The organism is Achromobacter sp. MFA1 R4, from assembly GCF_900156745.1.
Classification (GTDB): Bacteria; Pseudomonadota; Gammaproteobacteria; order Burkholderiales; family Burkholderiaceae_B; genus Achromobacter.
In genome coordinates this window covers 5,360,196-5,374,315 of sequence record NZ_LT707065.1, presented here as the reverse complement: position 1 = coordinate 5,374,315, position 14,120 = coordinate 5,360,196, and the positions used below count along the sequence as shown (strand labels likewise).

The window sequence follows — 14,120 nt, the reverse complement described above, 5'->3', positions numbered from 1 at the left end:
CGCGGGTCAATTTGCTTTGGGGAAGTGCGGATGCGAGCCGTCTCGAGCCATCCCTAGAATTCGTTCGGCACTGACGTCTCTGTAAGTCACTCGCTTCATTGAATGACCATTTCCATCCAAGCCGGTATCTGGGTCGTGCATGAGCGAAGAAGGGAGCCCCATTGCAATAAGCATGACCTGTTTTTGAAAAAGTACGCGACTATCGCCAAAATAGGCTCGGATGCGTTCGAAGAAGTCGGTATCGGCCCCAAAACGGATCTGGTCAAACTGCCCGATCATTTCTAGCGTCGGTGCGCGACGGAATACCAGGGTATTTGGCGACCACTGCCGCAGGGGCCATATATTGGGCGAAAAGAAGCGGCCTTCTTGATCCATTCTGACATATCGCGACGTAGCAGCAACGTGCTGTTCGCTGAGAGACAGCCAATTGATGGCGCTTATCAGTCGCGCCGGGTGCGACCAATCGTCCGCGTCCTGGAATGCTATGTACTCCCTGGTGCATAGTCTCAGGGCAATGTTCTTCGCAGCGTATGTGCCTACATTGCCGGCAAGCCGTCTCGAAATCACCCGGCCGGGGTAATCTCGAGAAAACTGCTGGATAATGTCCCAGGTATCATCGGTGCTCGCGTCATCAATGATTACGATCTCGCTTCGGACACTCATTTGTCGTAGCATGGAGAGCATCGATGAACGCAAGTATTTTCCCCCATTATATACCGTCATAACTACCGAAACTGCCGGTGTGTCGGCGGATAGCACTGAAGTCGCCGCCGACTCCGGGCTCAATGCGAGGATGTCGAAATTGCTTGCGGTATCGGCTCCACTGACTGCCGATAATCCCATCTCCTTCCAATAGGAATTCAGATAATGAAGCTTTTCCGGATAGGACCCCGCGTGGTTTGCAATTAGCAGATGCTCATCCCCGGTCGGACGTTGCAAGTCAGGGTGCGCACTGCTTTTAGTCTGCGTTGCCATGCGCAGGCATTGCTCGAGCCGAGTTTGGCCCGAGGTACTTGCGGAAGCGATGACACGGGAAGGCGACAGGCGGGTCAGTAGCTTTGCCGCGCGCTGGCGCTCCGTTGATATTGAAGACTGTAATGCGGATTCCAGGAGTTTCTCTGCAGTATCGTGATTGCCGCGAAGATACTCCAGCTTTCCCCGTGCAGCCTCCGTGAACAGCTTGGGATTTTCTTGATACAGCGCTGCCGCTCTCGTAATCAAACCGCAATCAAGTATTCGGTGAATAGTGTCTTTATTGGTGTGGGTGGCCAGCTCAAAGGCGATTTTATGATAGGGCGAATGCCAGCGGCATCCGGCCCGTATCCAATAACGAAAAAAATAATTCAGTCTATTCAATCGGTATTCCGAGTGACGTGGTTAGGCAGTGGGGACTGTCGCCATCCATGTGCTTGGCCATTGGAATGACTTAGGGCGTTAATCCAATTTGAATTGAGCTGTCGAGCGATTTTGACCTCTTCTGGCATCCAGTGTTATTCAAACCAAGAGCCTTCTGAGCGAATTGGTGACCGACAGGGCGATTCCCGATTTGCAATAAAACCCGCCATTTATTTGAGTGTCGTGTATGACTACGTTCCGGAATTTTCTGAACAGCTGTACATCCGGCTTGTCCTGATGTTTCCAGAACTCATCCAATCCCTTCTGATCTGTTAGACCAGGCATGTCATATATCGCTCGCCCAAGGGCCTTCGTGGGCTTGCCGTGAATGAGAGCTGACGCACCAACCGTACTGTTTATTGTGATCACCGCTGTACAGCGATTGATCAATGATGGCAGGTGCCCGCCGTCTATGTAAACTACACGGTTTCCTAGCATTAGTTGCCTACTTAATCGACGTATAAGTCTTGAGTAATTAACTAGTCCTGGATCAAGAGGGTGGGCCTTTATCAGTAATAGACTCTGTGCCGGAGCGTGGCGCGCAAAGGATCGAATCACCGTATCCAGGGCCTGACTCATGCTGGCAAAGTTGGAGTGGTGGATAATTTGTGAATCGGTGGTGAGTTGCAGTGGAAATAGATAATACGGTGGAGTTTGGCCGTCCATCGTAACCATCGTTTGTATTGCTTTTGCGCGTCGTCGGCTTATGTGAGTGCCTATGCCTTTTCGCAGGTAGCTTGCATACTCCGTGGCGGGACTATAGGGGACATGGCTTTTGACCCCCCGGTGAAGAATCGGATTGAGACCTGCCCAGAAGTTGTATCCCACGTCATAGGCTGCGCGCTTCCAAAACGGCGAAGAAAAGGAGGTGCCATTATCGTAGTTTGGCAGTTCCGTCGCTCGTTTGCGGTAGTAGTCAGGGTCACGGGGCAAAGCAGAATAGCCATTGACTCCTCCGCGCTCCAGCGTTACCCAGTAAGGACGGAAGTAGCCTTCTTCGAACACATGGACCCGAATCTCCGAGTCCCTGGCAAGTTCGATGGCGGGGCGATGAACTGGGCGGCAGTCGCCAAAGAGGACCACATCGGTTATGCCGTGCCTGTCGAACTCTCCCCTGTAAAATTCCGGCAGCTGGTCCATGGAGCCCCGATACGAGATCGCATCGCCTTGCCGCCAATAGATTCTGTCTCCCACGGAGAAGTTGACTTTCCGGACCTTCATTCCTTCTTGCCTTAGTCCTTTGGCAAGGGTCGGAAAGAAGGGAGAACAGACGCCCTGCAGGAAAAGAAACCGTTGTTTGGCGTTCATCGCTTCAATGCAAATCCAGCTTTTGCCCAAAGACGAACTTTATGCAACTGCCGCTGAAAGTAGTTTTTTCGTACCGAACGGAGATTTCCCGACTCGATAATTTTCGTCCGTTGAACGATTATCCGGCGTAGTGATGCTTCACAGGTCGTGTAGCCGTTCAGCGTCCAATCCCAATAAATAGGGTAGTGAAGCATTACACCCGCGACAAGCTCGTTCAACGTTAGCTTGCGATTTCGACGAGGCACGGTCATTCGGTCTTGTGTGAGGCCCCAACCCGAATAGAACGGCATCCCATAGACAACTACAGGCTTGCCTCGTAACAACGCGTCGAATCCGCTAAGCGAGGTCATCGTATGCACTTCATCACACGCGTCTAGGCAACTTATTATGGAAACTTCTGTTTCTATATGGTCTACATAGCGCAGCGCGTCGTCGATATGCACTTTGCCTTTGCGGTTCCTTACTGCAACATCGGGATGTGGTTTGTAGACGATGTAAGAATCTGGGTGCGCTTGCCGGGCCGCCCTGATGAGTGACAGGTTGTCGTGAACCGGCCCGCATCCGTAGCGGATTGACGCGTCATCTTCTACCTGGCCTGGCACCAGGACCACATGGCGGTGGCACGTGCTCCAGTTGGGAACTTGGGTCGGTTCTATGTTGTATTTAGTTAGCGCGTTCTCGACAATCAGGCTACGCACCCTCGTCGCCCGTTCGTTATCGCGCAATGTGAATTTGCGAGTATTGAGTAATGTTTCCAGGTCGTGGGCCTGTCTTGCGTCGAAATAAAGTCCCTGTGCGTCCAGGACCAGTGCGTGCGGCGGGGCGAAATCCGAGCCTAAACCGACGGATCGAATGAAACCGTCTTCCATGCGAAGCAAGGTGGCGCCCGAGTTCTGCGCCAGATCTGCGATGGCGGGGGATGGTGATGCACCCCATACTATTATTCGGTCTTTCGGATTTGGATTCAGTTCCTTCGCCGCCTCGATGTGCGGAACAAAATGTATTTTTTTTGGATCCGGACCAAGAAATGGTTTGATGTTTTCCGCCTTCCAACGCCGATAGCCAACCGCAATGCTTCGACCAGTCATGGCACGCTGCATGCGGCGCTGAAGATCAATCCAATCCATCACGTCGAAAATGGAGCCCGGCTCAAGGGTTTCAGGATTGAGGTAGCGTGTGTAGTGCAGATAAGCAGCCGCAAATAGCTCGTCAGTATTACGTGTGCGATTGCGCCTATCGCATTTCAGGCGATCGACTGTTGCTCCCCAACCGGCATACCAAGGCATGCCGAAACACGTCACGGGTATACCGTGAAGTAACGCTTCAAACCCCATGTGTGATGTCACTACATAGACGCGGTCGACCTGTCGTAGAAGGCTGCTGGGCGAAATCGGATTGCGCAGCAAAATGGTTTTGCTGTCTTCTTGGGTGTCAGAGAGATACCCTTTTTTTAAGCCTTGGCTTACTTCAGGATGTGTTTTTACATATACCGTCGCGCCCTGGTTTTCTTCTCTGGCGCACTGAAGCATTTGACTGAACGCCTCGGTGCTGGAGAGACCAAATCCAACACTCGCGTCTCCGAAGGTCTGATCGACGACCAGTACTTTGAAGCCGTTTGCCGGGCCGGGCAGAGTGTCGATATCGGGCGCTAGGTTGTATTTGCTCAGGCCTTTGGAAAGAATTAGGTCTCGTGCTCGCGAGTACTCCGAACCTTTGCCGGTCAGAAGGTTGCTGTCGGAGGACAGCAAGGTTTCGAGCTGAGACTCCCGGTCTGCTGCGTAATAAATGCCACAATTATCCACGACCAAGGAGAGCGTTGGATATCCGGGGCCAGCGCCATACGAACGCAAAAAACCGTCTTCAAGTCCGATGAAGGGCAGGCCGTGCGTCGCAGCTATGTCGCGAGGCCGTTTTGTTGATGGGCGAAATCCCCAGCCTGCAAGCGCGCTGATAGTTTTGGAGTGCGGAGGCTGTCCTGGGCGCAAATATACGAGACGCTCGCCTAGAAGGGCTTCAATGCCCGGCAGTTGAGACAAGCGACGAGAATAGGTTCCAATTGTCACAGGGCGGTTATCGAAATCGGCGGTTGGCGGCGCGCAGGATTGATCGAAAGATTAAAGTGAGCGAGCAAGTGCTTGAACCGTTTTGTGAATTTCGGCTTCCGAATGGGTGCAGGAAATAAAAAACCTTATTCGTGCGGCCTTTTCCGGCACCGCGGGATACAGAATCGGTTGCGCATTTATTCCCGCGTTGAAGAGCGCCGCTGACACCCGCGTCGCCTTCAACGAACTCCCCATAATCGCCGGCACGACCGCCAACCCGGTACTCATCCCCGTATCAATCCCCGCAGCCTTAGCCTGCTCCAGAAAGAAACGCCCACGCGCCTGCAGCGCCGCGACGCGATCCGGCACTTCCTTCATCCGCCGCAACGCGGCCAGCGACGCTGCCGCGACGCTCGGCGGCATCCCCACGCTGTACAGGAACCCCGGTGCTAGAAACTTCAGATGTTCGACCAGCGCCGTTTCACCGGCGATATACCCGCCGCAGCCAGCGAGCGTCTTGCTCAACGTCCCCATCCAGATATCGACGTCCTTGCCATCCAGGTCGAAATGTTCCCGAATCCCGTATCCCCGCGCGCCCATCACACCCAGCGAATGGGCCTCGTCGACCATCAGGAAGGCGCGGTGCCGGCGCTTCACTTCGATGAAGCGGGGCAGGTCGGGGTAATCCCCGTCCATGCTGTAGATGCCTTCCAGGACGATCAGGACACGTTCGAACTGGTGGCGTTGCTCATTCAGGATCTTGTCCAGCGCTTCCCAGTCGTTGTGAGGGAAGGGCAGGCGGCGTGCGCCGGATAGCTGGATGCCTTGCAGCACGCTGTTGTGGATCAGCTCATCGTGCAGGACCAGGTCGCGCGGGCCGAAGAGGTAGCCGATGGTCGAGACGTTGGTGGCGTGACCGCTGACGAAGGTGATCGCATCGTCCACGCCGTACAGTGCGGCGATTTCGGTTTCGAGTTCGCGGTGGATGGGACGTTCGCCGGAGACCAGGCGGCTGGCCGATACGGACGTGCCATAACGGTCGATCGCTGCCTTGGCTGCTGCGGCGACGACCGGGTCGCCCGACATGTCCAGGTAGTTATAGCTGGCGTAGTTGATGTAGCCGGTGCCGCTGATTTGGGTGCTGGCGCCGGCGGTGCCATCGTGCAGCTTGAAGAAGGGGTTCTTGACGCCCAGGCGGCTGGCGCCGTCGTTGATGATGCGCAGCTGCTGGTATCCCGGATGGAGATGGAAGCGGTAATGCTCTTCGGGAATCTCGGCCTTTTTCTCCGCGGGGCGCGACAGCGCCTGGCCGCCAGTGTTGGCGGCCGCGCGCAGTTTGCGCTCGAGCGCCTGCTGGATGAGTTTGTCCTTGATGCCGGCGGCAAGGCCGGGCAGCTTTTTTGCGGTGCTCAATTCTGTCTACTGGATCATGCGTTGCTTGGAGAAGCTGCCGTTGAGCTTGAGCTCGTCGACGAACTCCGAGACCGAGATGGAGGTGACCTCCGCGGCGTGGCTCGCGACGACTTGCTGCACGCTGGCGGCGACGGTGTCGTCGTCGGCGCTGTCGTGTTCGTCGCGCAGCAGCACGACGAGCTTCTGGGCGAGCTTGGCGGGGGTGGGGCTTTCGTTGAGCGCCATGACGGGCAGGCGGATGCCAAAGCGGTTTTCAAGCGCGACGACCAGTTCCACGCCCATGAGCGAGTCCAGGCCCAGGTCGTAGACCGAGCGGTTGGGTTCGATCTTGTCGGGTGCGACGCGCAGGATTTCGCCGATCTCGGCCTGTAGCATTTCGACGAAGCGGTCGTGCAGGGCCTCGTCGTCCAGGGTGGCGATCAGGTGGGCGATGTCGTCCGAGCCGGTCTCGTCGTCTGCGGCATCGCCGGCGTGGCGGGCGATGTCCGAGAATTTGGGCAGGCCGGCGGAGGGCAGGAAGCGGCTGAGGGCGCGCCAGTCCAGCTCCAGCACGCCCAGGCCGGACGCGTCTGCCGCCAGCATGGCGTCCAGCGCGTCCAGCGCGACCTGGGAGGCCAGGGCGCCGCCGCCCATGCGGCTTTGGAGGGCGTTCTTGATTTTTTCGTTGCGAGCAAGGAAGCCGACGTCATCGATGGCGCCCCAGCGCACGCAGGTGGCGGGCAGGCCTTCGGCGCGGCGTTGCGCGGCCAGGCGTTCCAGCCAGGCGTTGGCAGCGACATAGTTGCTTTGGCCGGGGTTGCCGAACAGCGTCGTGGCCGACGAATAGCAGATGAAGAGGTCCAAGGCCTGCGTGCGGGTGAGCTCGTGCAGGTGTTGGGCCCCGAGCACTTTCGCGGCCAGTGTGCGCTGGATCTGTTCCGAGGTGGCGTTGCGCGCCAGTCCGTCGTCGATGACCACGGCGGCGTGGACCACGCCCTTGAGGGGCGGCAGTGTTTGCGCCGTTTCCTGCAACAGGCGCGCGAGCGCCGCGCGGTCGGTGACGTCGCAGGCGGCGGCGTGGAGGCGTACGCCGCGGGCTTCGAACGCGGAGATGGCGGCCTGGGCCGACTCGGTGGCGGGCCCGCTGCGGCTGATGAGGATCAGGTTGCGCGCGCCGCGGTCCGCCAGCCATTGCGCGGTGCGCAGGCCAAAGCCGCCGAGGCCGCCGGTGACGAGGTAGGTCGCTTCGGCGGGCAGGGCGAGGCCGGGTGCGGTCCGGGCGTGGGGATGATGCACGCCGCTGATGCCGTTGCGGTAGGTGACGACGATCTTGCCGATCTGGCGGGCCTGCTGCATGTAGCGGAAAGCGTCGACGATGTCGTTGGCGTCGAAGACGGCATACGGCAGCGGATGCAGCGCGCCCTGGCGGAACAGGTCCATCATCTGGCCGAACAGGCGCTGGGTCAGGTCGGGCCGCTCGTTCATCAACTGGTCGGCGTCGATGCCGAAGTAGCTGATGTTGTTGCGGAACGGACGCAATCCGATGCGGGTGTTCTCGTAGAAATCGCGCTTGCCCAGTTCCAGGAAGCGGCCGAAAGGCTTGAGCACGCGCAGATTGCGGTTGATGGCTTCGCCCGCCAGCGAGTTCAGCACGACGTCGACGCCGCGCCCGCCGGTGTCGGCGAGGATTTCGTCGGCATAGGACAGCGAGCGCGAATCGTAGATGTGCTGCACGCCCAAGAGGCGCAGCAGATCGCGCTTTTCGTCGGAACCGGCCGTGGCGTAGATCTCGGCGCCGAGCCATTGGGCGAACTGGATGGCGGCAATGCCGACACCGCCCGCGGCGCCGTGGATCAGGATTTTCTCGCCTTCTTCGAGGCGCGCCAGGTGGTGCAGCGCGTAATAGACGGTGAAGAAGGTGCTGGGGATCGTGGCCGCGGCTTCGAACGAAAAGCCGTCGGGGATGTGGGAGATGGCATTGGGCCGCGTCAGCACGCGGTCTCCGAAGCTGGCGGGGCCGAAGCCGACGACAGCGTCGCCCACCTGGTAGCCGCCTGCGTCGGGGCCGACGCGGGTGACCGTGCCGGAGAATTCCAGGCCCAGGGTGGGACCGGCGAAGCCGTTTTCGATGGCTTCGTCGGACAGCAGGCCGAGCGCGTACATGACGTCGCGGAAGTTCAAGCCGGTGGCTTCGATGCGCACTTCGAGCTCGTCGTTGACCGGGGCGGGCGCCGCGCAGGATTCCCAACGCAGGTTGCGCAACTGGCCCGGGAATTCGAAGCCCAGGCGCACGGCCTGGCCTTCGGAGGGCTGGGCAATCGCAGGGCGTGGGCTGATGCGCATGCGGGGGGCATAGCGCTCGCCGCCCGCTGCAAGGAGGATTTCGTCCTCGTTGTCCGGGGTCGTCAGTTCGCGCGTCAGGGCGTCGGCCATCTGGCCCGCCATGGCCAGCGGCAGGTCGACCATGCGGATGCGGAAATTGGATGCTTCATTGGCCAGGGTGCGGCCGTAGCCCCACAGCGAGGCGTCGTTCAGGGCGTGCATGCCCGCGGCTTGCGGTGGTTGGCGCAAGTACTGCGCGGCGTCGGCAGTGATGAGCCACAGGGTGGCGGGCACTTGCGTGCGTTCGCACGCCTGGATGGCGGCGGCAGCCACGGCGCAGCGGCGCGTCTGCTTGGCGAGCAGTTCGTCGGGCGTCTCGTGCGCGTCGGCCCAGGCGAGGCCGTCCAGGTGCACGATGTGCTGCACCGGGCCCGAGGCGTCGCCGGCGAGCAGGGCGTCAAGGGCCTGGGGTGCGACATTGGCTTCCAGCCGGACCTTGTGGCCCGCGGCGGCCAGGGCGTCCTTGAGCGAATGCGCAAGGTTCAAGCCATGCTCGGGGTTCTTGTCGCCAAGAATCAGCCAGCGCGCCGGTTCGGCCGCGATCGCGGCGGGTTCGGCGCAGGCGTCGGCATTCAGGCGGGCGGTCAGGACATAGGCGCCGGTCGCCGGGGCCTGCGCAAAATCGAGCACCTCTGCGCATTGCAGACCCAAGCCCTGCAATTCCTCTTGCCAGAAGTCCGCGGGCTGCTGGGTGGAAAGCTGTTCGCCGTGCTCGCCGCGCTGCCACCACTGCGCACGCGCGCCGAAGACGAAGTCGGCCCAGGCGGCCGGGTGCGCGCCGCAGAACAGCAGCAGGCCGCCATCGCGCAGGCTGCCGCGGGCGTGCCGGAGCGCGTTGCGGGCGGCGTCCAGGGTGTTGAAGTCGCAGTGGAAGATGACCAGGTCGTGGCGCGCGACGGGCGCGGCGCCGTTCTCGGTGATGCTTTCGGTGCGGGCGTGGGGATAGCGCTCGGCCTGTTGGGCGGCGACGTGATCCAGGGCGTCCGCGTCGGTCGATGCGTAGGTGTAGTCCGCCACGTCGAAGTCGAGCGCATCGCAGCAGCTGAAGTTGAACAGCGGCGTGGCCTGGCCGATCTCCATCACGGCAAGGCGCTGCCCCGGCAGGCGCGCCGCCTGAGCGGCTTCCAGCACGTTGCGCAGGGCGATGCCCAGGGTCTGGCCGCTGGCCGTGCCAAGCAGGCTGCGGGTGATGGTGGCCGGGGAGGTCGCGCGCGGGCAGATCTCTTCCACCGACGCCTCGCCGCGCAGCAGCGCGGGCAAGTGCAGGCCGATGCGGCCGACGGCGTGGACGATCTGCGCGTAGTCCGGGTACTCGCGCAGCAAGGTGTTCCAGATATCGGTCGCGCCGCTGTCGACATCGGGGTCGGCGGATACGGCGATGCCCGACGCCTGCGCGTCGGCATGGCCGGCAGCGGACAGCCTGTCCACGAGATATTGCAGCAGCGGCGCGGCGCCGGGCGTGTGTCGGCCCATGTCGGCCAGCAGGGCCTGCGGAATCTGCCGTCCGTCCGGGGCAAGGGCGCGCAGGGCGTCCAGCGCGAAGCTGTCGCACAGGCTTTCCAGCAGCGGGTCGACTTCTTCCGCGTAGCGGGCATGCGCGCCGCCCGTCCTGCATTGGTCGATCGCCTTGGATAGTGCCGTGCGCAGGGCGCCGTGGTCGATCGGGTTGGCGCCAAAGGGGGCATGCGGGCGCGGAACGGCGACCGTGTCCAGAAAGCTCAGGTGGTCGGCCGCCGCCTTGCGCAAGCGGATGCTCCGGAAGCGGGCTTGTTCGACGGCGGCGATCTGCTCGCCCTGGGCGTTGTACAGCTCGAAGGTGGCCGTGAGCGAATGCGGGGCGCGGCGCTCCAGCCGCACGCGCGCGGCGGTCGGCTGGCCAGCCTTGGCGCGCAGGCTCAGGCGCCCGATCTTGGACGGCACATAGGCGATGCCCTGGCCCATGGCTGCGTCGTTCTTGAGCAACTGGATGATGAGCTGGAAGGCACAGTCCAGCAGGGCGGGGTGCAAGTGCGTGGCGTCCAGCTCGGCGTCCAGGCAGGCGTCGGCCTCCAGCACGGCCAGCACGCTGGTCTCGGATTCCATCCAGCCATGCTTGACGGCCTGGAAGGCCGGGCCGTAGTCCAGGCCCACGGCGCACGTCAGCGCGTTGTGGGTGTCGCGCGTGAAGTCGGGCGGGCGCGTGGGCAGGGTCAGCGCGGGCTGCGTGAGGCGAGCCAGGCGGGGTTCGCGCAGCAGTCGGCCGCTGGCGTGCCTGACCCACGGCTCGGTGCTGCCAATGTCCTTGGCGTTGATGCGGAAGCGGCCGTCGCTGTTGTCGAGCTGCATGCGCAGCACCTTGCTGGGGGCGGCGCCGAGCAGCAGCGGGCTGTGGATCTCCAGCTCTTCGAATTCGGCGCAGTCGGCGCTGCCGCCTTGCCAGCGCAGCGCGGCGGCCAGTGCGACCTCGGCAAAGCCGGTGGCCGGAAACACCACGGCGTCGCCGACGACGTGGTCGGCCAGCGAAGGGTGCGACTGCGTGTCGAGCTGGTTTTCCCAGGTGTGCTCATGCTGGTGCATGGCGTAGCCCAGCAGGGGGTGCACCAGGCGGCGCGTAAGCAGGCCGAGCGATTCCGGCGTGGTCGGGTGCCAATGGCGTTCGCGTTGCCAGGGGTAGGTCGGCAGATCCACCGGGGGCGCGGCCCACGGAAAGAGCGAGGCCATGTCGAGCTGGCCGCCGGCTACGATGACCTGCCCGGCGGCGCCCCAGATCTTCTCCGGGTCGTCGGCGCCGCGCGTGGCGGTACTCAGGACGCTGCCCGGCATGTCGGCCGTCTTGAGCGTGTCGTTCAAGTACGAACGCAGCACGGGGTGCGGGCCGATTTCGACGTAGATGTTGTTGCCGTCGGCGGCCAGTTGATTGGCGGACTGTTCGAATCGAACGGCCTCGCGCACGTTGCGCCACCAATAGGCGGCATCCAGTGCGGCCCCGTCGAGCGGTGTGCCCGTGACGGTGGAATAGAACGGAACGTCGCTCGTGCGCGGCCGGATGTCGGCGAGCGATTCGCGGATGCCTGCCTCGATGGCGTCCATCGCGGGGCTGTGAAAAGCGTAGTCCAGGTCCAGTCGGCGGTAGAACACGGATTGTTCCGCCAGCGCGGCCTCGAGCACGGCCAGCGCGTCGGGCGCGCCCGCCACCGTGGCGCCGCGGCTGCTGTTGAAGCCCGCCACGCATACGTGCTGGGCCAGTCCATGCTCGGCGATCAGGGCAAGCGCCTGCTCGCCACTGATGCCCACGGCGGTCATGCGGCCCAGGCCCTTGGTCTGCCCTTGAAGGCGGCTGCGCTGGAAAATGACGCGAACCGCATCGGGCAGCGTCAGGGCGCCGCAAGCCCAGGCGGCCGCGACTTCACCGACGCTGTGGCCGATGACGGCCACCGGGACGACGCCGCGCTGCGCCAGCATCCGGGTGATGCCGACCTGCAGCGCAAACAGGGCGGGCTGGGCGAATTCGGTGCGCTGGTAGCGATGATCGCCATTTTCGCCGGCCAGTTCCGCGCGCAGCGAGAAGTCGGCGTACTGCGCGAATTGCGCGTCCACGTCGTCGATCGCGGTGGCAAACACCGGGTCGGCCAGCAGGCGGCGTCCCATGTTGGCCCACTGCGAGCCATTGCCGGAGTAGACGAACACCGGGCCGCGCGCGTGCGCCAGCGCGCTGCCGGTTACCACGCCCGCCTTGGGATCGCCGCTGTCGGCGAATTGCTGGAGGGCTTCGGCGACCGTATCGCACTGCGTGCCGAACACGACGGCGCGTTCGCCGTGCCAATCGCGCCGCATGGCCGCATGGTAGGCGGCGTTGTACAGGAACCTTGCGGACTGTCCGCGCAGGACGCCGGCCATCTGGTCGGCCGCGGCCTTCAAGGCGGGTATGGACTTGCCCGATACCAGCACGGGGATCGGGGCGGTCTTGACGATCTTGCCTTCGGCGGCGGGGCTGCGCGGCGACGCGCTTTCCAGGATGACGTGCGCGTTGGCGCCGCCAAAGCCAAACGAGTTGACCCCGACCACCAGCTTTCCGGTGGGACGCAGTTTGCGGTTCTGCGTGACGACGTCCAGGTTCCAGTTCTGGAACTCGATCTTGGGGTTGAGGGTTTTGATGCCGATGGTGGCGGGCACCTCGCGGTGCTGCAGGACGTGCAGCGCCTTGACCAGCCCGGCGACCCCGGAGGCCGCCTCCAGGTGGCCCAGGTTGCTTTTCACGGAACCGATCGGCAGGGGGGCTCCCTTGTCTCGCCGCTGCGCCAGGGCCAGGCCGATGGCGCGGGTTTCGATGGGATCGCCGACGGCCGTGCCGGTGCCGTGGGCTTCCAGGTAGTCGATTTCGGACGGGGCAATGCCGGCCTGTTCGTAGACCTGGCGCATCAGCGCGGCCTGGGCCTCGACGCTGGGCACGGTCAGGCCGGATTTTCGGCCGTCGGTGTTGACGGCCGTGCCTGCCACCACCGCCAGGATGTTGTCGCCGTCGGCGACCGCCTGGTCGTAATCCTTCAGCAGGAACATGCCGCCGCCTTCGGAGCGGACATAGCCGTCGCCGGAGGCGTCAAAGACGTTGCAGCGGCCGCGCGGGGACAGCATGGACGCCTTGGAGAAGGTGATGAATCCGTAGGGATGCAGGTGCAGGCTGACGCCGCCCGCCAAGGCCTGCGTGCATTCGCCCGACAGGATGGCCCGGCACGCCTGGTGAAAGGCGACCAGCGAGGACGAGCACGCGGTGTCCATGGCGATGCTGGGACCGCGCAGGTCTAAGAAATAGGACAGGCGGTTTGCGGCGATGCTGGCGGTGTTGCCGGTGGCCATCGACGCGTCGACGGCCCCCAGGTCCTCGGCCAGGCGATAGGCGTAGTCGCTGCTGGCGATACCGATGTAGACGCCGCAGTCGGAGCCGCGCAGGGTGGAAGACGGGATGCCGGCGTGCTCCAGCGCTTCCCAGCTCATTTCCAGCAACAGCCGCTGCTGAGGATCCATGAGCGCGGCTTCGCGCGGAGAAATGCCGAAAAACGCCGCGTCGAATCCGGAAACGTCGCCGATGGAGCCGGCGGCAAACGTGTAGGCGGTGCCGGGATGGTCCTTCGCGGGATGCAGGTAGGCGTCGGCCGACCAGCGGTCTTTTTCGACACGGGTCACCAGATCGCGGCCTTCCAGGAGGGCCGGCCAATAGCTGTCATTGGTGGTGCTGGGAAACCGGAACGAAAGTCCGATGATGGCGACGCGTTTACGCATGCGTAGTCCTTCTAGCCCCGCAGCGCGGCGGCGGGTGAGTAAGCAATGGCGGTGGAGCGGATACGGGGATCGCAGGGGCGCCGATCAGGGGGCGCGCGTCATGCGCGCCTTGGCTGGCAGAAAGGCGAAAGCCCACGACGACAGTCAATCGCGGGCCGTTCAGCCGGGGATGACGGGACGATCCAGTCCGGAATGCGGTAGCAGCGTGGAGTCGCCGTGGAGCGGGGATTTGCGCCGTTGCCGGGGCGCGAGGGTAATGCTCTGCTTTTTCATTTTTGATGCAGGTCTTGCGCCGGGGGTGGGACTGCGCCGCTCGCACCTAAATACCAAGCAAGCGGGGTGGTG

The 14,120-nt window shown here is 62.7% G+C and carries 5 protein-coding genes; all 5 read right to left on the bottom strand.

Annotation, left to right across the window (positions count from 1 at the left end; translation table 11 throughout):
* Positions 1–6: 6 nt before the first annotated feature.
* The 5 genes from BXA00_RS24590 to BXA00_RS24570 all read right to left on the bottom strand — a co-directional run bounded on the left by BXA00_RS24590 (position 7) and on the right by BXA00_RS24570 (position 13,775).
* Positions 7–1,356 carry a glycosyltransferase family 2 protein gene (locus BXA00_RS24590; protein ID WP_156902863.1) on the bottom strand — a complete coding sequence of 450 codons (1,350 nt, stop codon included), beginning with the start codon at positions 1,354–1,356 and terminating at the stop codon, positions 7–9.
* 138 nt (positions 1,357–1,494) lie between these two features.
* On the bottom strand, positions 1,495–2,703 hold the full coding sequence (locus tag BXA00_RS24585; RefSeq protein WP_076520993.1) for a capsule biosynthesis protein: 1,209 nt from the start codon (positions 2,701–2,703) through the stop codon (positions 1,495–1,497).
* Positions 2,700–4,739 (bottom strand): capsular polysaccharide biosynthesis protein, encoded by a 2,040-nt coding sequence (locus BXA00_RS24580; protein WP_231952152.1) that lies wholly within the window; start codon positions 4,737–4,739, stop codon positions 2,700–2,702. Before BXA00_RS24580 ends, BXA00_RS24585 begins: the two co-directional genes overlap by 4 nt.
* Positions 4,740–4,817: 78 nt before the next feature.
* Positions 4,818–6,158: an aminotransferase class I/II-fold pyridoxal phosphate-dependent enzyme gene (locus BXA00_RS24575; protein ID WP_076520992.1), complete on the bottom strand. Its 1,341-nt coding sequence runs from the start codon at positions 6,156–6,158 to the stop codon at positions 4,818–4,820.
* A 6-nt stretch (positions 6,159–6,164) separates the two neighbouring features.
* The gene (locus BXA00_RS24570) at positions 6,165–13,775 is read right to left on the bottom strand and encodes a type I polyketide synthase (protein WP_076520991.1); all 7,611 of its coding nucleotides are present in this window, start codon (positions 13,773–13,775) and stop codon (positions 6,165–6,167) included.
* Between the last annotated feature and the right edge of the window lie 345 nt (positions 13,776–14,120).